Source organism: Streptomyces sp. NPDC058086, assembly GCF_042885015.1.
GTDB lineage: Bacteria > Actinomycetota > Actinomycetes > Streptomycetales > Streptomycetaceae > Streptomyces.
The window spans coordinates 41,136-61,343 of sequence record NZ_JBHVST010000050.1 but is presented as its reverse complement, the minus strand read 5'-3'; the positions used below and the strand labels follow the sequence as shown (position 1 = coordinate 61,343).

The following is a 20,208-nucleotide window of genomic DNA, read 5'->3' as shown; positions in this document are numbered from 1 at the left end:
CTTGACGCCACCCCGCGCTGCCCGCGCGCCGTTCGGTGAAGAACAAGCGCGAGGTGAAGGACAGGGAGGTCCCTCGCATGAAGGCCTGCATCCGGGGCGCGGCCGTCGTCATGACCGCGATCTCGACGGCCGTCGCTCTCACGGCCTGCGGGCACGGCGCCGGGAACAGCTCCGGCGGTGGCGACGCCCTGACGATCGGTCTGCTGCTGCCGGACGAGACCACGTCCCGTTGGGAGACACAGGACACGCCACTGCTCGCGAAGAAGATCACGGAGCTGTGCCACGACTGCACGGTCGAGCACGTCAATGCCAAGGGCGATGTGGCCACCCAGCAGGAACAGATGGACTCGATGATCACCAGGGGGGTCGATGCCATCGTGCTCGTGGCCGTCGACGCCAAATCGCTCGGCGTCGCGGTCAAGAAGGCCCATGCGGCAGGTATCCCGGTCATCGCCTACGACCGTCTCGCCGAGGGCCCGATCTCGGGTTATGTCTCCTTCGACGGCGAGGAGGTCGGCAGGCTCCAGGGCAGGGCACTGCTGAAGGCGATGAGCACCAAGGCGCGCACCGGCGCGATCGTCATGATGAACGGCGATCCCAGTGACCCCAACGCGGTGGCGTTCAAGAAGGGCGCGCTGTCCGTGCTCAACGGGAAGGCGAAGATCGGCAAGGCGTACGACATCCTCCAGTGGAGGCCGGAGACCGCGAACCTCGACATGTCAGGCGCCATCTCCGCGCTCGGCGCCTCCACCATCCACGGGGTCTACGCCGCCAACGACAGCCTCGCCGCCGGCAGCATCTCCGCACTCAAGGCGAACAAGGTCGCCCCGCTGCCTCCCGTCACCGGGCAGGACGCCGAACTGGGAGCCCTGCGGCGCATTGTCGGCGGCGATCAGTACATGACCGTCTACAAACCCTTCGCACCCGAGGCCTCGGCCGCCGCCGCCATGGCCGTGTCCGCGGCCCGCCATGAAAGCCTCGACCGGGTCGCCACGGGCAAGGTGAAGACCCGCGACGGGAGGACGGTTCCCGCCGTCATGCTCACCCCCGTGTCCGTGACCGCCGACAACATCAAGAACACCCTGGTGAAGGACGGCGTCTACACGATCCGGCAGATCTGCACCCCCCAACTCGCGGCCGCATGCGCCAAGGCGGGGCTCACCTGACAGGCAGATTCCGAGCAGGTCCGGGCCCCGGGAAGGAGATGGTCACCGTGCCGACTCCCCCCTTGCTGGCGCTGCGCGGCGTGTGCAAGCGCTACGGCGTCGTCGAGGTCCTCACCGACATCGAACTGGAGATCCACGCAGGGCAGGTCGTCGCTCTTCTGGGGGACAACGGGGCCGGCAAGTCCACCCTGGTGAATGTCATCTCCGGCGTCGCCCCCGCCGACAAGGGCACCATCGAGTGGGAAGGCCGGACGGTCCCCATCAAGCGCCCCCACGACGCCCGGGACCTCGGTATCGCCACCGTCTACCAGGACCTCGCGCTGTGCGGGAACCTCGATGTCGTCGGCAATCTCTTCCTCGGGCGCGAGATCCGCAGGTTCGGGTTCCTCGACGAGGTGGAGATGGAGCGCCGTACCAGGCACCTGCTGGAACGCCTGACCAGAGGTGTCCCCGATCTACGGGTCCCCACCGTCTCACTCTCCAATGGCCAGCGGCAGACGGTCGCCATCGCCCGCTCGCTCCTCGGCAACCCGCGGGTCCTCCTCCTGGACGAACCGACCGCGGCTCTGGGATTCGAGCAGACGCGCGAAGTCCTCGACCTCGTCGACCAGCTGCGCGACCGCGGCCTGGGAGTACTGCTCATCAGTCACAACCTGGGCGACGTCAAAGCTCTCGCGGACCGGGCCGCCGTGCTGCGGCTCGGTCGCAACAACGGCTTCTTCGACGTGAACACCGCATCTCAGGAACAGATCATCTCCTCCGTCACCGGCGCCACGGAGAACGTGCCCCACCGGATGGCCTCCCACGAGTCGGGGTGGTGAAAGGGATGCGCAGGACGGAGGACGACGCTCGGGCCGAACCCACCGCACCCGACGCCGAGGCCCCGGGGCCCCGCCGCGGGCAGGCCTACGTCCGTGCCATCGGCCGTGTCGTCGATCGCTGGATCGTCGCCTCCCGGCGCAGGCTGAGCGCCGGCGAACTGGGCTCGCTGCCCGTCGTCCTCGTCCTCGCCGCGGTCTGGATCACCTTCCAGTCCCTGAACCAGAGCTTCCTCTCGCCCCGGAACCTGTCCAATCTCAGCGTGGACATCGCGGGCACCGGTCTCATCGCGGTCGGCATCGTCTTCGTTCTGCTGATCGGTGAACTCGACCTGTCGGTCGGCTCGATCAGTGGTCTCGCGGCGGCCGTCTTCGCCGTTCTCAACGTGAACAACGGCGTGCCCGAATGGCTTGCCGCCATCATCGGGGTGCTCACGGGTACCGCGGCGGGAACCGTCCAGGGCTTCTCCTTCGCGAGAACCCGGGTGCCGGCGTTCGTCGTCACACTCGCGGGGCTGCTCACCTGGAACGGCTTCATGTTGTACATCCTCGGGACCAGCGGCACCGTCAACCTCGACGAGAACGGGCTCGTCGCCAAGCTGACCAGCTACTACTTCACCAATGACGCCGCCGCCTACGGCCTGGCGGCGATCGCCGTGGCCATGGTCTTCCTCGTGTGCCACCAGGACAGGCGGCGCCGCAAGGCCGTCGGCATGCCCTACCGCTCGCTCCGGGGAATCGTGGCACGCACAGGAGTACTCGCGGTGATCGCGTTCACCGGCGCGTATCTGCTCAACCGCTTCCAGGGCCTGCCGCTCGCCCTCCTGATCTTCCTCGTCGTGGTGGCCGGCCTGGACATCGTGTTGCGCCGCACGCACTACGGACGGCAGATCTACGCACTCGGCGGCAGCGTCGAGGCAGCCCGTCGCGCCAGCCTCAGCGTGACGCGGGTGCAGACCGCGGTGCTGGCGATCTCGGGCACCATGGCCGCGATCGGCGGTCTGTTCCTGGCCTCGCGCATCACCTCGGTGAGCCAGAGTTCCGGCTCGGGCGTCCTGCTGCTCAACGCCATCGCGGCGGCCGTCATCGGAGGCACCAGCCTGTTCGGAGGACGCGGCACGACCTGGTCGGCCGCGCTCGGCATGCTGATCATCCAGTCGATCGCCTCGGGCATGGCGCTCACGGACACCCCCGCCGCCGTCCAGTTCATCATCACGGGCGGGGTGCTCTTCGCCGCGGTGCTCATCGACTCACTGTCGCGCCGCTCACAGAAGGCACACGGGCGGGCTTGACGGGTGTGACCTGGGATCAACGTGGCAGGTTTGACCGCGAGCTACGAGGCTGCTGTGAATTCGTGCGGCGTTTGAACGCTACCGGGCTCGCCTGCGTATGGGACGGGGGATTTCCATGCCTGGCCTGCCACGGGACGTAGGAGTACACACGTGAGACGCAACACGCGCAGACGCCCCATGGGGGCACAGCGTGCGACTTTTGCCGCAGCCGCTCTGATATTGGGCGGAGGAGGGCTGGTAGCGGTCAATGTCTACGCTTCAGCGACCGAGAGCGGCTCGGGGGGTGAACCCGGTCAGGCGAACCCGAGCAACCAGACCTGGTCGGGAGCCGCCACGATCGACTGTCCGGACGTGGGCAGCAAACTCGCCGAGGTGCCACAGCAGGCGAGGGCGGACGTCGACAAGGAACTCGCGCTCCTCGACCAGCAGATCTCCGAGGCGTACGCACGAATGACCTCGGAGCAGCAGGCCCAGGCACAGGACGCGAACTTCGCCCAGAACGCGATCCTCGGTCCGCTGAAGGAGAAGCGGGGCGCGGTCATCGACCGCATCAAGACCGCCTTCAAGAACGCGGGCGCCGAAGCACCGAACTCGCTCGACGCTCTGGCCACCTGCACCGCGGTCCCCGCGAACCAGTCCCCGAACAACACCGGTGGCCAGAACGGCAACGGTCAGCAGCAGAACGACAACGGCGGCCAGAACGGCGGGCAACAGAACGGCGGCCAGCAGGGCGGCGGCGCGAGCACCGTCAGCGGTCCCGTCGCAGCGGACTTCGTGGACATCACCAAGGTCCAGCCGAACGTGCCGCAGAAGCCGGGCAGCGGCGGCAACGCCTCGACCGGCACGTTCACCAGCGCGTGCGGTGTGAACGCCAACAAGAAGTTCAACACCGACAACGTGATCGTCGCCCCCGGTGTCACCAACGGCGCCCACCACCTGCACGACTACGTCGGCAACCAGTCGAACGACGCGTTCGCCACGAACGGCGATCTCGCCAAGGCCGCGACCACGTGCCAGAACCAGGGCGACAAGTCCACGTACTACTGGCCGGTGCTCCGAGTGCAGGACGGTACGCAGGAGTTCGACGCCGACAAGAACGGCGGCGGCCTGGAGGGCAACGTCGGGAAGGTCCTGCAGGCCAAGCAGGCGCAGATCGAGTTCATCGGCAACCCGCAGAGCAAGGTCGTCGAAATGCCGACGTTCCTGCGCATCATCACGGGCGATGCGAAGGCGTTCACCAACGGCCCCGCGAACGCCAACGCCCATTGGAGCTGCACCGGCTTCGAGGACAAGGTGCAGCTGACGGACAAGTACCCGATCTGTCCCCAGGGCAGCAGCGTGGTGCGGTCGTTCGCCTTCCAGAGCTGCTGGGACGGTCAGAACATCGACAGCGCCAACCACCGCACGCACGTCGCCTTCGCCGACGCCAACGGCAACTGCGCGGGCGGCTTCAAGGCGATCCCGCAGCTGACGATGCGCCTGGTCTACGACGTTCCGGCGCCGACCCTCGAGAACGGCCAGGTGAAGAACCCGTACGCCGTGGACGGGTTCCCGGAGCAGGTGCACAAGGCGATCACCGACCACGACGACTTCATCAACGTCTTCGACGCATCCCTCATGCGGGAGATGGTGGACTGCATCAACGCCGGGCGACAGTGCGGCGACGGTGCCGGCGGAGGGGCCGGCGGCGGTGGCGGTGCTGGAGGCGGCACCGGCGGCGGTACCGGTACGGGTGAGCCGTCGCAGGGCGAGCCGTCACCGAGTCCTGACGCCTCGTCCGGCGGCAACGACGCGACGGCCTCCGCCACCCCCACGGATACGCAGACCGCGCAGCCCCCGGCCAGTACGCCGGTCACCACCGAACCGACACACGGCGGCCAGACCACCGGCACCGGCACCGGCACCGGCCACACTGTCGTCGTGCCCAAGGCGGACACGTCACCCTCGGCCGCGGCGAGCGACACGGCCGCCGCGCCGCAGGGCGGCGCGCACGAGCACCACGGCAGCGAAGCGACCCACCGCGCGCAGACGCCGGCCGCCGGCACGGACGCCCCGTCCACACAGGCGACAGCGCAGGACACGTCGCAGGCAGGTTCACAGTCGCAGTCTCAGTCGCAGACCGAACCGCAGGCGGTCACCGGTGATCTGGCCGACACCGGCACGAACCTCTGGCCGGCCGCGGGCGGAGGGGTTCTCGTGATCGCGGGCCTGGTGCTCCTGCGCCGCATCCGGCGCAGCTCCGTGTAACAACACCCCCGGGCCGCACACACCGCGCCGCCCGTACCCGCACGCCGCGGGTACGGGCGGCGCGGTGTTCGGCGTTCCCGGCCACCTGCTGACGGGCACTCCGGCTCGCTGTCGCCATCGCCCGGGAATCACCTGGACCTCGGCGGTTCGATCCACCCCAGCGACCGCTCGACCGCGCGCTGCCAGTCTCCGTATTCCAGGTCCCGCCGCTCGGGGTCCATGTCCGGCAGCCACTGGGCGGCCCGGTGCCAGTTACGGCGCAGCACTTCCAGGTCCGGCCAGTAGCCGGAGGCGAGCCCCGCGGCGTAGGCGGCGCCGAGGGAGACCGTCTCGGCGACCATGGGCCGCACCACGGGCACATCGAGCACATCGGCCACGAACTGCATGAGCAGGTTGTCCGCTGTCATGCCGCCGTCCACCTTGAGCTCCTTCAGCGCGACCGAGAAGTCGGCGTTCATGGCGTCGACGACCTCGCGCGTCTGCCAGCCGGTGGCCTCCAGGACGGCTCGGGCCAGGTGTCCCTTGGTGATGTAGGAGGTGAGACCGACGATGACACCGCGTGCGTCGCTGCGCCAGTGAGGTGCGAAGAGACCCGAGAACGCGGGAACGATGTAGCAGCCGCCGTTGTCCTCGACCGTCCGCGCGAGTGTCTCGATCTCCGGCGCGCTGCTGATCAGTCCCAGACGGTCACGGAACCACTGGACCAGTGAGCCGGTGACGGCTATCGATCCTTCCAGGGCATAGACCGGGGGCTGGTCCCCGATCTTGTAGGCGACGGTCGTGAGGAGTCCGTGCCGGGACCGCACGAGATCGGTACCGGTGTTGAGCAGCAGAAAGCTGCCCGTTCCGTACGTGCACTTCGCCTCACCCGGTGTGAAGCAGGTCTGGCCGAACAGGGCGGCCTGCTGATCACCGAGGGCTGCCGTGATGCGGACACCCGGGAGGACCGTGCGGGCGTCCCCGTAGCCCTCGGCCGAGGACCGGATCTCGGGCAGCATGGGGCGGGGCACCCCGAAGAACTCCAGAAGCTCCTCGTCCCAGGTGAGCGCGCGGATGTTCATCAGCATGGTGCGGCTGGCGTTGGTGACGTCGGTGATGTGCAGGCCACCGTCCGCGCCCCCGGTGAGGTTCCAGATCAGCCAGCTCTCCATCGTGCCGAACAGCACCTCGCCGTCCCTGGCGCGCTGGTCCAGTCCGTTCACATGGTCGAGCAGCCAGCGGATCCGCGGTGCCGAGAAGTAGGTAGAGGGGGGCAGGCCGCAACGCTCGAGGAAGAATTCGTCCCCGGGCTGGTTTCTCAGGTCCTCCACGAGCGGTGCCGTACGCGTGTCCTGCCAGACGATCGCCCTGCCCAGCGGGGCGCCCGTCCGCCGGTCCCACAGCACCGTCGTCTCGCGCTGATTGGCGATACCGATGGCAGCGACCTCTCCCGCACCGACACCGGCGTCGGAGAGCGCCTCGGGCATGATGCGCCGCAGATTGCGCCAGATCTCGACGGCGTCGTGCTCGACCCAGCCGGGCCTGGGGAAGTGCTGCTGATGCTCCCGCTGGACGACCGACACCAGCCGCCCGTGGTGGTCGAACAGAATGCATCGGGTGGAATTGGTGCCCTGATCGATGGACATCACATACCGTTCAACCATGATCGGGTCTGCCTTCCGATGTGTCGAGGAGGCGGGGTCTTACTAGCGTGCTGCTCCCAGATCTCTGGAGATCGCCCGTGCGGCCTCGCGGAGCAGGGTGATCAGGTTCGGCCGGGGACGGCTGTGGCTGTCGCAGATCCTCTCGACCGGGCCGGAAAGGCCGACGGCGCCCACGACAAGGCCGCCGTGCCCCCGGATCGGCGAGGCGATACCGGCTTCCCCCATGCTCATTTCCTGGATCTCCGCGGCCCAGCCGACTTCCCGGACCTCGGCGAGCGCCCGGGTGAGCTTCTCCGGTACGACCAGGGTGTGCCGGGTGTAGGCCTCCAGCCCGGCTTCCGAAGCCGACTCGAGGGACGCGGTCCCGTACGCCAGCAGCACCTTGCCCAGTGAGGAGGCGTGCAGAGGCAGCAGCGAACCCACGTCAAGGGTCTGGAGGGTGTCGTCCGGCCGGAACACGTGGTGGATCACGAGGACCTGGCCCTCGAAGGGGGTGCCCAGGCGGACCGCTTCCCCGCTGCGGGCGGCCAGGGCATCGGTCCAGTTGATGGAGCGCGACCGCAGCTCATTGACGTCGAGGTAGCTGGTGCCGAGGTGCAGCAGCGCCGCACCGAGCTGGTATTTTCCGGTCGACGCGTCCTGCTCCACGAAATCCACGTGCTGGAGGGTGCGCAGAATGCCGTGCGCCGTGCCCTTCGCCAGTCCGAGCGAGGCCGCCACCTCGCCGAGCCCGAGTCGACGGGGCCCACCAGCGAGCAGACGCAAGATCGCCGCCGCCCGTTCGATCGACTGGACTGGGCCGGCCATGAGCCGAGCCTAGTACCGCCACGGAGGGTTCGCTTTACGTGCAGGCCGACGCCGGTTCACCACCGGGTGAAGGTGAGCGTTCGGTAATGGCGACCGCCGTTCATTGACCGGGCTCTCTTCGCTTCCTAACGTTCACTGAGGCCCGGCAACGCGCGCTGAGGCTCGGCAACCCGCCGACAGCGCTCCGGAGGAGAAGACATGGCGGCACAGCTCAATACGATGCTTCGGGAGGCGGTCGAGCACGTCGGTCCGCTGCCGCACGTCGCCGAGGTCGTCTCGGCCGCACGCCGGCGTGTGAAGGCAGTCCTCGCCGACTGGAACGTGTCCTGCGAGACCGCCGAGGACTGCCTCCTGGTGGTCTCGGAGCTGCTCACCAACGCGATCGTCCACGCCCTGCCCCCGGCGGAGCTGCGGCTGTCCTGGGTACGGGCCGAAGGGCTCAGCACTCTGCGCGTCGAAGTCACCGACGCGGGATCCGCGCTTCCAGCCGGACAGTCGCCCCCGGGAATCGATCCGGACGAGCACGGCCGCGGCCAGGAGATCGTCCACGCGCTGGCGACTCGGCACGGCATACGTGTCCACTCCGGCGGGATCACCCGGTGGGCCGATCTGATCGGAGCGTGAGAACGTACATCTCGCTGGCGAGAATGCGTGTCTCACTCCTTGTGAAATGACCTCCGTCGGCCAGTCAGCCGTGTCGGCGCAGGTCGTGGAAGAAGTCCTCGATGACGTGGAGCTGCCCGGAGCGGGCCGTCTCGTCGTAGACGTATTTGCCGACGGCGAGGTCGAGCACTCCGAGCCCGAAGGGTGAGAACACCAGCGGGCGGTCGATGGGCGGTGTCACTCGGCCGGTCATGACGTCGGCGAGTGTTCCGTGCAGGAAGTCACGGTTGCCGGTGAGCTGCTCGGCCAGATGCGGGGACGTGTCGGCCTTGAGGCAGTGGTCGACGTCGTCGACGATGTTGGCCGAGGCAAGGATGATCTCGGGTGCGAGGTCACGCAGGGACACATGCAGGACCAGGGGGTTGTGGTCGAACCAGGCCGGGTCGCTGATGTGCGGCTCCCCCGCGATGGTGGCGAAGACGACGAGGTCGCTGGAGCGGATGACTGCCTCGGCACTCTCGTGCACGATGACCTGTCCCGGGGTGCCGCTGCGTTGGACGTGGTCGCGGAAACCGGCGGCGCTGTCGCCGGACAGGTCGTGGACGCCGATCTCCTCGAAGGACCATCCCAGGGCGGTCAGGAAGGTGTGGATGTAGCGGGCGATCAGGCCCGTCCCGAAGAACCCGATGCGGGTGGGGCGCGGCCGGTTGCGGGTGAGGTGGTCGGCAGCCAGGGCCGCGGACGCGGCGGTTCTGGTGGCGCTGATGATGGAGCTTTCCAGGCAGGCGAAGGGATAACCCGTGTCGTGGTCGTTGAGGATCAGGACCGCGGAGGCCCTGGGGATGCCGGCCTGGACGTTGTCCGGAAAGCTGGAGATCCATTTGAGACCGTCCACCCTTGCCGGTCCGCCGATCGAGGCGGGCAGCGCGATGATCCGGGCGGAGGGGCGGTCGGGGAAGCGCAGGAAGTAGGACGGGGGGTTGACCGACTCTCCGGCGGCGTGCAGGTGATAGGTGGCCTCGACGAGGTCCACGATCTGCTTCTCCCGGTCCTGAAGGGCGTCCTGGACCTGGGCGCCGGAGATCACTGCGAACGTCGGCACGAGGTGCGGCTGGGACATGACGGGCTCCAGTGCGAGGGAACGGACAGTGGTCATACGTCACTCACCTCGCCGGTCGGCGGCCACGCGGCCCGGCGCAGCGGCTCGGCCATGGCGACGAGGACCTCCCGTGGTCCCTGGAAGGCCTCTCTGCTGTGCGCGGTGCGCACGTTGTCGACGAGCATGAGGTCACCGGCCTGCCACGGCTCGCGGGCGGTGTGGGCGGTGTAGGTGTCGTTGAGAAGGCGGACGATGTCCGGGCCGATGGGGTCGCCGCCTCCGAAGCGGGTGTTGAACGGCAGTCCTTCGGCGCCGTAGACGTCGATGAGGTACTCGCGGATCTCGGGTTCGATCGTCCATTCGTTGAGAAAGGCGATCTGGTTGAACCAGCAACGTCGGCCGGTGACCGGGTGGGTCGTCACGGCGGGGCGGCGCTGCCGGGTACGCAGGCCCCCGTCGGGTTGCCAGGCGAATTCGATGGCGTGGGTACGGCAGTGGTCCTCCACGGCGGTGCGGTCGTCGGTGCCGAAGGCCTCGGCGTAGGGGGCGCCGATTTCGTCGTTGTAGGTGCGGGTGAGCAGCCAGCCCTCCTGTTCGAAGCGGCGCACCAGCTCGGTGGGCAGTGCGTCGAGGACGGCGGACGCGTCGGCTACGGCGGTGGCTCCGCCGGTGGCGGGTGCGGCCAGGCAGGCGAACAGCATGAGGCCGGGGGGCCGGAGGGTGTAGCTGAGTTCGTGGTGCATGCACATCGGCTGGTTCGGCGGCCATGCCGAGGAGGAGTACACGCCTGGGGTGTAGGTCCGGCGTGGGGCGAAGGCCTCCATGTCGGTCATCAGGGCCGGAGCCAGGCCATGGAGGACGGCGCAGGCCTGGTCCGCGTCACGCAGCCGCAGGCCGCGGACGAGGACCGCGCCGTGTTCGGTGGCGAGGGTGCGCAGCGCCTGCCGGTGTTCGGCGGCCCAGGCCGGGGCCTCGTCGGCAGTGTCGGTGTGCAGGATCGGGGGCTTGCCGGGGTGCAGGTCCACCTCGAGGAGGGACGACGGGGTCGCGTACGGCATGGTGCTGTTCCTTTCGATGTCGGTCAGACGGAGGTCAGTGGTGGGGTCGCGTGGCGTTGGGGTCCGTTGTCGACCAGAGCGGCGAGGTCGGTGAGGACCGGGTGCGCGGTGACGTCCTTGAGGGACACCGCGCGGTCCAGGGCGATGGCGAGCTTCACCGCCGAGAGGGAGGTGCCGCCGCGGTCGAAGAAGTGGTCGCGGCGTCCGATCCGGTCCTGCGGGACGCCGAGGACCTTCGCCCAGGCGGCCGCCAGGCGCTGCTCGGTCGGGGTGGCCGGCGGCTGATGGTCGTCGTCGGTGGTCGTGGCGGGTTCTTCGGCGAGTGCCGCCAGTGCCTTCTTGTCGATCTTGCTGTTGGCGGTCAGCGGCAGGCTTTCGCGCCAGTGGAAGGCCGCGGGGATCATGTAGGCGGGCAGTGAGGCACCCAGCCGGTCGGTGAGGGTCCCGGTGTCGAGGGGCTTCGGGCCGGAGTAGAAGGCGACCAGGTGCTTGCTCCGGTCGGCGCGTTCGACCGTCACCACCGCGCCGTCGCGGACACCGGGGAGACGGAGCAGGGTGTTCTCGATCTCGCCGATCTCGATCCGGAACCCGCGGATCTTGACCTGGGCGTCGCGGCGGCCGAGGAACTCCAGCTTTCCCGAAGGGTGCCAGCGGCCGTGGTCGCCGCCGAGGTAGAGCCGTGTGCCTTCGCGGTGCGGATCGACGAGGTAGGCCGCCCGGGTGAGTTCGGGGTCGTTGATGTAACCGCGGCCGACGCAGATGCCGGAGAACGCGATCACGCCCGGGGCGCCCAGGGGCACCGGAGTGAGGTGTTCGTCGACGACGTAGACGCGCACGTTGTTGACCGCGCGGCCGAGCAGGATGCGGTCCGGTGCCCGGTCCATGACCTCGTGGTTGGTGTCGTCCGAGGTCTCGGTGAGCCCGTAGGCGTTGACCAGCTTGATCCGGGGCTGGGCGGCGAACCATCGCTCGGCGAGCTCCTTCTTCAGCGCCTCGCCGGTGACCGACACGTACCGCAGGTCGGGCAGCGTACGGGGGCGCTGTTCGAGTTCCGTCAGGACGGCTTCGAGATAGGAGGGCACGACCTGGAGGACGGTGACCTCGCCGTCGGTGAGGGTGTCGAGGAAGCGGGGTACGTCGAGGATGACGTCCTGTGCGACCAGGAGGGTCCGCCCGCCGACCAGCAGCGCGCAGACCAACTGCCACAGGGAGATGTCGAAGCACTGGGGCGCGGTCTGGGCGACCACGTGTCCCTCACCGACCTGGAGGTCGTCGATCTTGGCGTAGAGGTGGTTGAGCATGCCCGCGTGCTCACACATCGCGCCCTTGGGCTCACCGGTGGAGCCGGAGGTGAAGTAGATGTAGGCGAGTTGGTCGGACGTGACCGGGATGCCGAGATCACCTTCGGGGTGGTCTTCCGCGTAGGCCGTGTCGACGAGGAGCCTCTCGGTCCCGGGAAGGGAGTCGAGGGCCTGGTCGAGCGTGGTGGTGCTGCCGGGTTCGGTCAGCACCAGCGTGCATGCGGCGCGGGAGAGGGTGGCGGCGATGCGTGCGGCCGGGAAGTGCGGCTCGATGGGGAGGTAGGCGCCTCCGGCCTTGAAGACCGCGATGACGGCGGCCAGCCAGTCCAGGTTGCGTTCGGTCACCACCGCGACGACGCCTTCGCGGCCGAGCCCACGGGCTACGAGGGCGCGGGCGAGCCGGTTGGCCCGGGCGTTGAGCTCCCCGTAGGTCCACTGCCGGTCGGCGTGCACCGCGGCGACGGCGTCCGGATGCTTCCGCACCCGGTCCTCAAACAGCTCATGCATCCGCGCGTCGGGCAATTCCCGGTCCGGTCCGGCCAGTTGGTCGAGCTGGAACCGAAGCTCCTCGGCGGACAGCAGGCTCTGGCGTGTGTGCTCGGCATCGGGGTCGGCGGTGATCAGCGCGAGCGCGGTCAGGTGGTAGCCGGCGATACGGGCGGCGCTGTCGGCGTCGAGCGCGTCGGTGCGGTAGCGCAGCCGCAGTACGAGCCGCCCGTCGTCGTGACGGACGCCCACTCGCAGTGCGGTGCCCTCGGTGAGGTCTCCGTCGATCGCGTCGGGGTCGAGGACGGTCTCGAACAACGGCCCGGTCAGGCCCAGTTCGCCCTGCAGAGCGTCGATGTCCTCGGCCGGGACGTCCTGGTGTGCCAGCAGTTCGGTGGCGGCCTGGTGGGTGTGGTGCAACAGCTCGCGCCAGGAGGCGGGTGCGGTGGTGAGCCGGCACGGGAGCGGGCTGCCGCCCCGGGCGACGTAGCCCGTGGTGATCTCCCGCTCTCCGGACAGTGCGGCGAGCACCTTGGCGTGCGCGGTCAGCAGGAGCGAAGGCAGTGGTACCGCCAGCTCCGCCGTCAGTCGGCGCAGCCCCGTCACGGTGCCGAAGGGGACCGGCGTCTGGTACTCCCCCACGCCGGGCACCGGCTGAAGGGTCCAGCGTGGGGCGGGGGTGAAGCCGCCGGCTGTCAGTACGCCGCGCCAGTACTCGCGGCCGGTCCGGGTGGGACTCACATGCGTTGCCATCGGGTCTTTCCTCTGCTTGTCGGCGGTGTCAGTGGCCGAGGGCCGGGGCTGCCTGGGTGGCGTGTTGTCGCTGACCGGATTCGACCTGGGTTTTGTGGTCCGGCATCTCCCGGGCCGGGTTGCCTCCCCACTGGGCGTGCGAGGGGATTTCCTCGCCCTTCATGAGGAAGGAGTCGGGAGCCAGCGCGGCGCCGTCCGCGATCGTCACGCCGTAGTGCACGAAGGCGCCGACCCCGAGGGTGCAGCCGCTGCCGAGGACACTGCGGTCGGACTTGAAGGCGCCGTCCTCCTGCGAGTGGCACTGGACCACGGTCCCCGCGTTCAGCGTGCTGTCGTCGCCGACGGTGACGAGGGTGCGCTCCGGGAAGAAGCAGCCGTCGTCGAAGACCCGCTTGCCGATCCGGGCCCCCAGCAGCCGCCAGATCACGTTCTTGAACGGGGTGCCGTCGAAGGCCTGGATGTAGTGGACCGAGGCCATCTTCCAGAAGCGTTCGTGGCGCCAGAAGGAGGATTCGTAGATCGAGCAGTACAGCGGCTTCTGGGCCTTGAATCCGGTGGAGGCCCGCTCGACGAGCGCGAAGTGCACGACGGTGTACGTGAGGGTGAGGACACTGGCCAGGGCGATCGCCAGGGCGCCGAACGAGGGGTAGAGGTCGACCGCGCCCATGGTGATGAGGGTGATCACGAAGAGGTGGATCAGCCGCGCGAGCAGGTACAGGCCGGCGGTCGCCGCATTGTGCTTGTTCTTGGCGGCCAGGCGGCGGCGCAGTTCGTCGCCGGTCTCGAGGTGGTTGAACCGGTTGTCGCGCATCACCGTGCGCGGGATCTCGAAGCTGGGTGAGCCCAGCAGGCCCACGCCTTCGCGTACGGGTCCGTCGATGGGGACCATGACCTTCGTCGCGAGCAGGCAGTTGTCTCCGGTCCTGCCCTGCGCGGGGTAGGCGATGCGGTTTCCGAGGAAGCTGTGCGGCCCGATCGACGTGCGGGACACGCAAAAGGACGTGCTGGAGAAGTCGGCGTTCATGATGGACAGTCCGTCGGCGATCATGGTGCCGGTGCCGACCGAGCTCAGGTACGGGTTCTCGTGCTGCACTTCGGTGCCGAAGTTCGACCCGGTCTGCTCGACGCGGGACAGGTCGTATCCGAGGTAGCGCAGGTAGTGGACGATGCCGGAGCTGTCGCCGAAGAGCGTGGTGAGGGACTTTCTGTTGGTCATCACCGCGATCGCCCGCTGGATGCCGTAGTGGAAGCCGTACAGCGGATAGACCTTGCCGGGTTCGATGGCCCGGCTCAGGAGACGCGGCACGGTACCCACGACGAGGAGGCCGGCCAGCAGGGATCCGAAGAGGACGATCACGGAGGCGATCAGGGCATCGACGTAGAACGCCGGGCTGGCCATCGGCTGCGGGTTCAGGAGTGTCTGAAGCTGCGGGAGACCGGCGAGCAGGGCACTGACGCCGCCCATCGCCAGCGGCAGGTACACCGCCAGCAGGCTCAGCAGCTGAACAGCGCCGTACGCGGTCCTTTTGGCGGTCGGGCAGTCGGCGGGGCCGACCCTCCGGTAGTCCACCTCGGTCGGCTGCGCCGGAGAGCCGTGTCGGCGTTCGCCGGCGGGCACCACCTGGCCGGTGTGCAGGGAGGAGGCGTGGCCCAGCTGGGCGCCGTCGCCCATCGAGGTCTCGATGTCGAGGACCGTGTGCTCGCTGACGAGCACGTCGCTGCCGAGGGTGACCGGGCCGGTCTGGATCACGCCGGCGTGGGCGCGGTAGCAGGACAGCAGCACGTCCTTACGGATGATCGTGCCCTCGCCGACGGTGAGCAGGTCGGTGCAGACCGGGATCGTGTGGGAGAGGATCGTGACGCCCTTGCCGATCCGTGCGCCGAGCGCCCTGAGGTAGAGCACGTAGAGCGGTGAACCGGCGAACAGACGCACGGGGCTGGTGCGGATCAGCGTCTTGACGACCCAGAACCGCAGATAGGCCATGCCCCACAGGGGGAACTCCCCGGACCGCCAGCGGCCGACGAGCGTCCACTTGGCCACGATCGGGAGGGCGCACAGGCCGAGGAAGCCCGCGCCGGCGAGCAGGACGGACCGCAGGTAGAGGTCGAACAGGCCTGATCCCGCGGAGATCCACTGCCGGCCTTGCTCGACTGCCAGGGCGACAAGGCAGGAATAGCCCAGGAAGATCAGGAACTGCAGCACTCCACAGACGATGTAGCGCCGTGTACGAACCGCCGCCGGCGCCTCGGCCCGCGCCGTCCGCTCGGCCGATGCCCGTACGTCGGTCGGTGTCCGCGCCGGTGACGGCGCCTCCACGGACGGGGACGGAACGGGGGCGGGCGCGGCCTCGACGAGCGCGGTGGCCAGGCTCCGGATGGTGGGGTGCCGATAGATGTCCTTCATCGACACCGCCGGCAGGTCCCCCCGCTTCCTGACCCGCGCGCAGAACTGGGCCATCACCAAGGAGTCGGCACCCAGGTCGTTGAAGAAGTGGCTGTCGGCCGGCACCTGCTCGACGCGCACGACGCCGGCCAGCACATCGGCCAGCAGCCTTTCGGTGTCGGTCGCCGAACCGGCGTCCCCGCCCGCATGGAGCGGTGGGATGTCAGCCGGTTCGGCCGTCAAGACCTCCACGGATTTCTCTAGCACGTGAGCTCCTCGATGACATTTCATTCAGCGTCGGTCGGTACGGACGGATTCGTGATGTCCGCGCCTCTCCAGTAGGCCCGGCCGGGAGCTTCGTGTCCTGCCCCTGCATTTCGGGGCTTGACGAAGCGCATCGGTCTTGATAGTCCGGCCATTTTGCCCGTCGTCGCCCCGTGATCCCTGGCTTTCCGTGCGCGTCGCGCAGGCTTACGACCACCTCTCACAGGCACCCGTTCGATCCGCGGGGAATCACCCGGGAATTGCGCTGAACGGCCCCGGCTCACCAGGTCACGGGTGCTTTCACACGAAGAGAGCGCGTGTCAAGTCCCGAATTTCGGTGGCATGACAAGGCTGCCCGGATTCGGGCGTACTGGAGGCGTTCCGGCGACTCGCAACTCACCGATCCGAATTCCTCTCCGGGCCGTACCCGGACGGATCAGCGGCAGGAAGACCGGAAGGCGATCCCCACCCCCGCAGTGAAGGAGACGACCATGCCCGTCATATCCGTCCCCCAGGACTTCAACGAGGACGACCTCTTCGTCGACCTTGAGGGAATCTTCGGGCACCCGCTGTTCCTCAAGTGCGAGGGCTTCAATTTCGCCGGTTCGATCAAACTCAAGGCCGCCACCGAAATGGTCGAGGCCGCCGAACGCGACGGCCTGCTGACGGCGGGCTCGGTTCTGGTCGAGTCGTCCTCCGGCAACCTGGGCGTGGCCCTGAGCATGATCGCGGCCGCCAAGGGCTACCAGTTCCTGTGCGTGACCGACTCCCGCTGCAACCTGGCGACCCGGCTGATGATGGAGGCCCTGGGAGGCCAGGTCCGCGTCATCACCGAACCCGACCCCGTAGGCGGCTTCCTCGGCGCGCGCATCGACCACGTCCGCGCGCTGTGCGCCTCCGACGACCGCTATGTGTGGCTCAACCAGTACACCAACCCCAATAACGGCATGGCCCACTACCGCAGGACGGCACCAGCCATCGCCCGGCAGTTCCCGGAACTGGACGTGCTGTTCGTCGGGGCCGGCACCACCGGGACCCTGATGGGCTGCGCGCGCTACTTCCGCGAGTGGCACCGCCCGGTGCGCATCGTGGCCGTGGACAGCGTGGGTTCCGTGACGTTCGGGGGTGAGGCCGGCCGGCGGATGATTCCCGGCCTGGGCGCCAGCAGACGCCCGCCGATGCTGGACGAGTCCTATGTGGACGACGTGGTACGCGTGGCGGAGACCGACACGATCGGGGCCTGTCACCGGCTGGCCGGCCGCGGGTTTCTGTTCGGAGGGTCCACCGGCACGGTGGTCAGCGGCGCGATGGACTGGCTGGCCCGGCACGAGGGGCGGGAGTTGACCGCGGTGGCCATCGCCCCGGATCTGGGTGAGCGGTATCTGGAGACCATCTACCAGACCAACTGGGTGCAGGATCTGTACGGCGAGGACGCCGTCGACTCCCCGGCGCTGACCAGCGCGTCCCAGGCGGCCTGACCCCGTGTCCGTTCAGCGCCCCGCATCCAGGGGAACAACACTGACGACGAGTCAGGGGCAGGACCGCTTGGTGTTGTTCTCGGCGGTGGTGCGCGCGGTTTCGGCGAAGTCGGCGAATCGACCGGCCAAGGCGGCGAGGGCCTCGGGCCTGAGCCGGTAGTAGACGAACCGGCCGCACGGCTCCGTCTCCACGATCCCGGACTCGCGCAGCACCTTCAGGTGGTTGGAGAGGTTGGTCTGCTTGGCGCCCGTCTCCTCGATCAGGTGCGTGGTGCAGAGCGTCTCCCGGGCCAGGAGGGTCACGATCCGGAGCCTGAGCGGGTCGGCCAAGACCCGCATCAGATCGGCATCGGCTGACGTCAGCATGGACTGATACTGTCACATCACTCGAGGCTGATACGAGTTCCGGCCGGCGCCGACCAGCGTTCACGCCCTCCGGGTCCGCACTCACCGCCGTACGACCCGTTGACCGCGAAAGAAGTACCGATGTCTGCCACTCCGCTCGCCTCCGTGCTGTTCGTCTGTGTGCACAACGCCGGGCGTTCGCAGATGGCAGCCGGCTTCCTTTCGCATCTCGCGGGCGACCGGATCGAGGTCCGCTCGGCCGGCTCGATCCCGGGCGAGCAGGTCAACCCGGCCGCGGTCGAGGCCATGCGGGAGGTCGGCGTCGACATCGCCGGCCGGCAGCCGAGGCTCCTCACCACCGAGGCCGTCCAGGCGTCCGATTACGTGATCACCATGGGCTGCGGCGACGCCTGCCCGGTCTTCCCCGGCAAGAAGTACCTCGACTGGGCCCTGGAGGACCCGGCAGGCAAGGGTGTGGAGTCCGTGCGCCCCATCCGGGACGAGATCAAGGCCCGCGTCGAGAAGCTGATCAGCGAGATCGCTTCCCGGCAGGAGACGTGAGGCCGTCGGTCCTCCCTCCAGGTTCGCGTCCACCGAAGCTCCGTCTCATTCGAGCGGGACGTAGGGTTCACGGTTGGTGAGGGAACGTGCACACAGTGGACCGGAAGTCCCATCGCGTCGGGTGACGGGGCCGTCGGACGATGGGGAGACGCAGTCGATCCGTTCCGGCATGGAGGAAACGAGACCAGGGGAGGCGATGGGATGCGGCAGGCCGGTGTACTCGACGTCGGGTGCCACAGCGCTCTGCTCACGGTGGTGCGATCGCGGCCGGGCCATGTGATGGAGCCGGTGTTCTCCCACAAGGTGCGGCTGCGACTGCACGAGACGCTCGACCGCAAGGGGCGACTCGACGACGCCGGGGTGGAGAGCGTCGAGCGCGCCGTCGCCCAGGCGATCGCCTCCGACCCCCGACTGCGCGGCACCGACATGTTCGCGTTCGCCACCTCGGTCATCCGGGACGCACCCAACCGCGACGAGGTCATCAGGCGCGTGGCACGCAGAACCGGCACCCAACTGAGCGTGCTGGACGGCGAAGAGGAAGCGCGGCTTGCCTACGTGGCCGCCCGCCAGTGGGTCGGCCCGGCGGCCGGCCGGCTGCTGGTCCTGGACGTCGGTGGCGGCACCGTGGAGATCGCCTCGGGTACCGGAGACCAGCCGCACAGCGTCCACTCCCTGCCCTTGGGCGCCCGCAGAATCACCCGGGACTGGCTGCCCGGCGGCATCGCCCCGTCCAAGCAGGGTCTCACCGAGATCCGTCGGTATCTGCGTCGAAAGCTGGAAGCCGTCCCCGACCTGCCGCGGGCGGAGCCGGGCACCCGCGTGCTGGCCTGCTCCAAGACCTTCGAGCAGCTCGCCCGGCTCGCCGCCGCCCGGGGCAAGGCACAACGCTCACAACGGAAGCTGGCCCTGCCCCAGTTGCGTGCCTCCGTCCCGGTGCTGGCCGCCGCGAATCCGGCGCGCCGCGCCAAGCTCCCGGGCATCTCCCGGCACCGCGCCGAGCAGTCCCTGGCCGGAGCCCTGGTCGCCGAGGCCCTCATGGAGGCCTGCGAGGCCAAGGCGGTCGAGGTCTGCCCCTGGTCGACCCGTGAAGGCCTGCTGCTCGAGCACCTCGCCGCCCTCCACGACACACCCGGTGGCCCGGAGTCTCACCGGCCTGGACGGACAGAGAAGTCGGACATGGGGGTGGGCGAATGACGAGCCGAGTGATGCTGATCTCACCCGCGATCAGTGCGTCGCTGCGGGAGGCGCGCTTCGACGACGGATGCCCGCTCGACGCGACCGGCACCGCGCGTGCGCGTTCGGCCGCGGGCTCTCTTCCGGCAGCACAGCGGGTACTCGTCTCCCCCACTTCGCGATGCCGGGAGACCGCGTCGGCGTTGGGGTTCGACGGCGCTGTCGAGACCGCGCCGGCCGGGTTCGACGTGGGCGGTTGGCGGGGCCGTACGCTGGCCGACGTCAGCGCCGACGCCCCGGACGCCGTCGCTCTCTGGCTGGCGGACCCGACGGCCGCACCGCACGGGGGCGAGTCGGTGCACGAGTTGTGCGAGCGGGTCGCGGCCTGGCTGGACGAGGCCGCGCGGTTCTCGGGCCGGACCGTCGCCGTGGTGGAGCCGGAAATCGTACGTGCCGCGGCCGTTCGGGCGCTCGGAGCACCGGATTCGGCGTTCTGGCGGATCGACGTACCGCCGCTGACCGCCACCGAGTTCAGCGGTCGCGCCGGACGCTGGAACGCGACGTTCGGGCGACCGCTCGGTCACGCCGAGGGCAGCGCTACTCACTGAGCGGGCGCAGGCCACCGACGCCTGCGCCCGACAGCGGACTCCCCGGGCGGTCACCCGCGCGTCGATGACGACGTGGTGCGGCGAGACGGGCGTACCGGCCCCGCGTGCCCGGCGGTCGCCTCG

Annotated in this window: 16 protein-coding genes; 9 read left to right on the top strand and 7 right to left on the bottom strand. The window is 69.0% G+C overall.

Translation table 11 applies throughout. The features are described from left to right. The first annotated feature begins 77 nt into the window (after positions 1–77). The 4 genes from ACFVWD_RS32235 (at position 78) to ACFVWD_RS32220 (ending at position 5,523) form a co-directional block, all read left to right on the top strand. Complete coding sequence (locus ACFVWD_RS32235; RefSeq protein ID WP_389601203.1) at positions 78–1,166, top strand: substrate-binding domain-containing protein; 1,089 nt, start codon at positions 78–80, stop codon at positions 1,164–1,166. Positions 1,167–1,204: 38 nt separating this feature from the next. Then, positions 1,205–1,987: an ATP-binding cassette domain-containing protein gene (locus ACFVWD_RS32230; protein WP_389601200.1), complete on the top strand. Its 783-nt coding sequence runs from the start codon at positions 1,205–1,207 to the stop codon at positions 1,985–1,987. Positions 1,988–1,992: 5 nt separating this feature from the next. Then, positions 1,993–3,276 carry a sugar ABC transporter permease gene (locus tag ACFVWD_RS32225; RefSeq protein ID WP_389601198.1) on the top strand — a complete coding sequence of 428 codons (1,284 nt, stop codon included), beginning with the start codon at positions 1,993–1,995 and terminating at the stop codon, positions 3,274–3,276. Positions 3,277–3,453: 177 nt separating this feature from the next. Beyond that, positions 3,454–5,523, top strand: coding sequence for a DUF1996 domain-containing protein (locus ACFVWD_RS32220; protein WP_389601242.1), 2,070 nt, complete (start codon positions 3,454–3,456; stop codon positions 5,521–5,523). A 128-nt stretch (positions 5,524–5,651) separates the two neighbouring features. Here ACFVWD_RS32220 and glpK read toward each other — a convergent pair whose 3' ends face one another. Together glpK and ACFVWD_RS32210 are read right to left on the bottom strand one after the other, a co-directional pair. Then, the gene (gene glpK / locus ACFVWD_RS32215) at positions 5,652–7,166 is read right to left on the bottom strand and encodes a glycerol kinase GlpK (RefSeq protein ID WP_389601196.1); all 1,515 of its coding nucleotides are present in this window, start codon (positions 7,164–7,166) and stop codon (positions 5,652–5,654) included. 42 nt (positions 7,167–7,208) lie between these two features. Beyond that, positions 7,209–7,973, bottom strand: a complete 765-nt coding sequence (locus ACFVWD_RS32210) for an IclR family transcriptional regulator (RefSeq protein ID WP_389601194.1) — start codon at positions 7,971–7,973, stop codon at positions 7,209–7,211. A 198-nt stretch (positions 7,974–8,171) separates the two neighbouring features. Here ACFVWD_RS32210 and ACFVWD_RS32205 point away from each other — a divergent pair, with 198 nt between their 5' ends. After that, entirely contained in the window at positions 8,172–8,597 is a 426-nt protein-coding gene (locus ACFVWD_RS32205; protein ID WP_389601192.1) for an ATP-binding protein, read from the top strand. Positions 8,598–8,661: 64 nt separating this feature from the next. Here the strand turns inward: ACFVWD_RS32205 and sbnB are convergent, their stop codons facing one another. From sbnB to ACFVWD_RS32185, 4 genes are read right to left on the bottom strand one after another with little or no spacing between them, the layout of a single operon-like run. Continuing rightward, on the bottom strand, positions 8,662–9,732 hold the full coding sequence (gene sbnB / locus ACFVWD_RS32200) for a 2,3-diaminopropionate biosynthesis protein SbnB (RefSeq protein ID WP_389601190.1): 1,071 nt from the start codon (positions 9,730–9,732) through the stop codon (positions 8,662–8,664). Then, on the bottom strand, positions 9,729–10,733 hold the full coding sequence (locus tag ACFVWD_RS32195; protein ID WP_389601189.1) for a TauD/TfdA family dioxygenase: 1,005 nt from the start codon (positions 10,731–10,733) through the stop codon (positions 9,729–9,731). The genes sbnB and ACFVWD_RS32195 overlap by 4 nt, the downstream gene beginning before the upstream one ends. Positions 10,734–10,756: 23 nt before the next feature. Further along, the gene (locus ACFVWD_RS32190; protein WP_389601188.1) at positions 10,757–13,273 is read right to left on the bottom strand and encodes an amino acid adenylation domain-containing protein; all 2,517 of its coding nucleotides are present in this window, start codon (positions 13,271–13,273) and stop codon (positions 10,757–10,759) included. Positions 13,274–13,301: 28 nt separating this feature from the next. After that, positions 13,302–15,947 carry a Pls/PosA family non-ribosomal peptide synthetase gene (locus ACFVWD_RS32185; RefSeq protein ID WP_389601187.1) on the bottom strand — a complete coding sequence of 882 codons (2,646 nt, stop codon included), beginning with the start codon at positions 15,945–15,947 and terminating at the stop codon, positions 13,302–13,304. Between the two features lie 464 nt (positions 15,948–16,411). On the opposite strand from ACFVWD_RS32185, the gene sbnA reads away from it, so the two are divergent. Beyond that, positions 16,412–17,398 carry a 2,3-diaminopropionate biosynthesis protein SbnA gene (gene sbnA / locus ACFVWD_RS32180; protein ID WP_389601185.1) on the top strand — a complete coding sequence of 329 codons (987 nt, stop codon included), beginning with the start codon at positions 16,412–16,414 and terminating at the stop codon, positions 17,396–17,398. Positions 17,399–17,449: 51 nt separating this feature from the next. Here the strand turns inward: sbnA and ACFVWD_RS32175 are convergent, their stop codons facing one another. Then, entirely contained in the window at positions 17,450–17,764 is a 315-nt protein-coding gene (locus ACFVWD_RS32175) for a helix-turn-helix transcriptional regulator (protein ID WP_075029483.1), read from the bottom strand. Between the two features lie 120 nt (positions 17,765–17,884). On the opposite strand from ACFVWD_RS32175, the gene ACFVWD_RS32170 reads away from it, so the two are divergent. From ACFVWD_RS32170 to ACFVWD_RS32160, 3 genes are all read left to right on the top strand, one after another. Beyond that, positions 17,885–18,304: an arsenate reductase ArsC gene (locus tag ACFVWD_RS32170; protein WP_389601184.1), complete on the top strand. Its 420-nt coding sequence runs from the start codon at positions 17,885–17,887 to the stop codon at positions 18,302–18,304. Positions 18,305–18,505: 201 nt separating this feature from the next. After that, complete coding sequence (locus ACFVWD_RS32165; protein WP_389601182.1) at positions 18,506–19,498, top strand: Ppx/GppA phosphatase family protein; 993 nt, start codon at positions 18,506–18,508, stop codon at positions 19,496–19,498. Next, positions 19,495–20,085 (top strand): histidine phosphatase family protein, encoded by a 591-nt coding sequence (locus ACFVWD_RS32160; RefSeq protein ID WP_389601180.1) that lies wholly within the window; start codon positions 19,495–19,497, stop codon positions 20,083–20,085. Before ACFVWD_RS32165 ends, ACFVWD_RS32160 begins: the two co-directional genes overlap by 4 nt. The last annotated feature ends 123 nt before the right edge of the window (positions 20,086–20,208 follow it).

What these genes read in the sequence shown, in the direction of transcription:
- ACFVWD_RS32220 (WP_389601242.1), top strand. Translation starts at nt 3,454, where the DNA reads ATGGGGGCACAGCGTGCGACTTTTGCCGCAGCCGCTCTGATATTGGGC.
- ACFVWD_RS32170 (WP_389601184.1), top strand. Translation starts at nt 17,885, where the DNA reads ATGTCTGCCACTCCGCTCGCCTCCGTGCTGTTCGTCTGTGTGCACAAC.
- ACFVWD_RS32175 (WP_075029483.1), bottom strand. Translation starts at nt 17,764, where the DNA reads ATGCTGACGTCAGCCGATGCCGATCTGATGCGGGTCTTGGCCGACCCG.
- ACFVWD_RS32165 (WP_389601182.1), top strand. Translation starts at nt 18,506, where the DNA reads ATGCGGCAGGCCGGTGTACTCGACGTCGGGTGCCACAGCGCTCTGCTC.
- ACFVWD_RS32190 (WP_389601188.1), bottom strand. Translation starts at nt 13,273, where the DNA reads ATGGCAACGCATGTGAGTCCCACCCGGACCGGCCGCGAGTACTGGCGC.
- sbnB (WP_389601190.1), bottom strand. Translation starts at nt 9,732, where the DNA reads ATGACCACTGTCCGTTCCCTCGCACTGGAGCCCGTCATGTCCCAGCCG.
- ACFVWD_RS32185 (WP_389601187.1), bottom strand. Translation starts at nt 15,947, where the DNA reads ATGAAATGTCATCGAGGAGCTCACGTGCTAGAGAAATCCGTGGAGGTC.
- sbnA (WP_389601185.1), top strand. Translation starts at nt 16,412, where the DNA reads ATGCCCGTCATATCCGTCCCCCAGGACTTCAACGAGGACGACCTCTTC.
- ACFVWD_RS32160 (WP_389601180.1), top strand. Translation starts at nt 19,495, where the DNA reads ATGACGAGCCGAGTGATGCTGATCTCACCCGCGATCAGTGCGTCGCTG.
- ACFVWD_RS32225 (WP_389601198.1), top strand. Translation starts at nt 1,993, where the DNA reads ATGCGCAGGACGGAGGACGACGCTCGGGCCGAACCCACCGCACCCGAC.
- ACFVWD_RS32195 (WP_389601189.1), bottom strand. Translation starts at nt 10,733, where the DNA reads ATGCCGTACGCGACCCCGTCGTCCCTCCTCGAGGTGGACCTGCACCCC.
- ACFVWD_RS32210 (WP_389601194.1), bottom strand. Translation starts at nt 7,973, where the DNA reads ATGGCCGGCCCAGTCCAGTCGATCGAACGGGCGGCGGCGATCTTGCGT.
- ACFVWD_RS32205 (WP_389601192.1), top strand. Translation starts at nt 8,172, where the DNA reads ATGGCGGCACAGCTCAATACGATGCTTCGGGAGGCGGTCGAGCACGTC.
- ACFVWD_RS32235 (WP_389601203.1), top strand. Translation starts at nt 78, where the DNA reads ATGAAGGCCTGCATCCGGGGCGCGGCCGTCGTCATGACCGCGATCTCG.
- ACFVWD_RS32230 (WP_389601200.1), top strand. Translation starts at nt 1,205, where the DNA reads ATGGTCACCGTGCCGACTCCCCCCTTGCTGGCGCTGCGCGGCGTGTGC.
- glpK (WP_389601196.1), bottom strand. Translation starts at nt 7,166, where the DNA reads ATGGTTGAACGGTATGTGATGTCCATCGATCAGGGCACCAATTCCACC.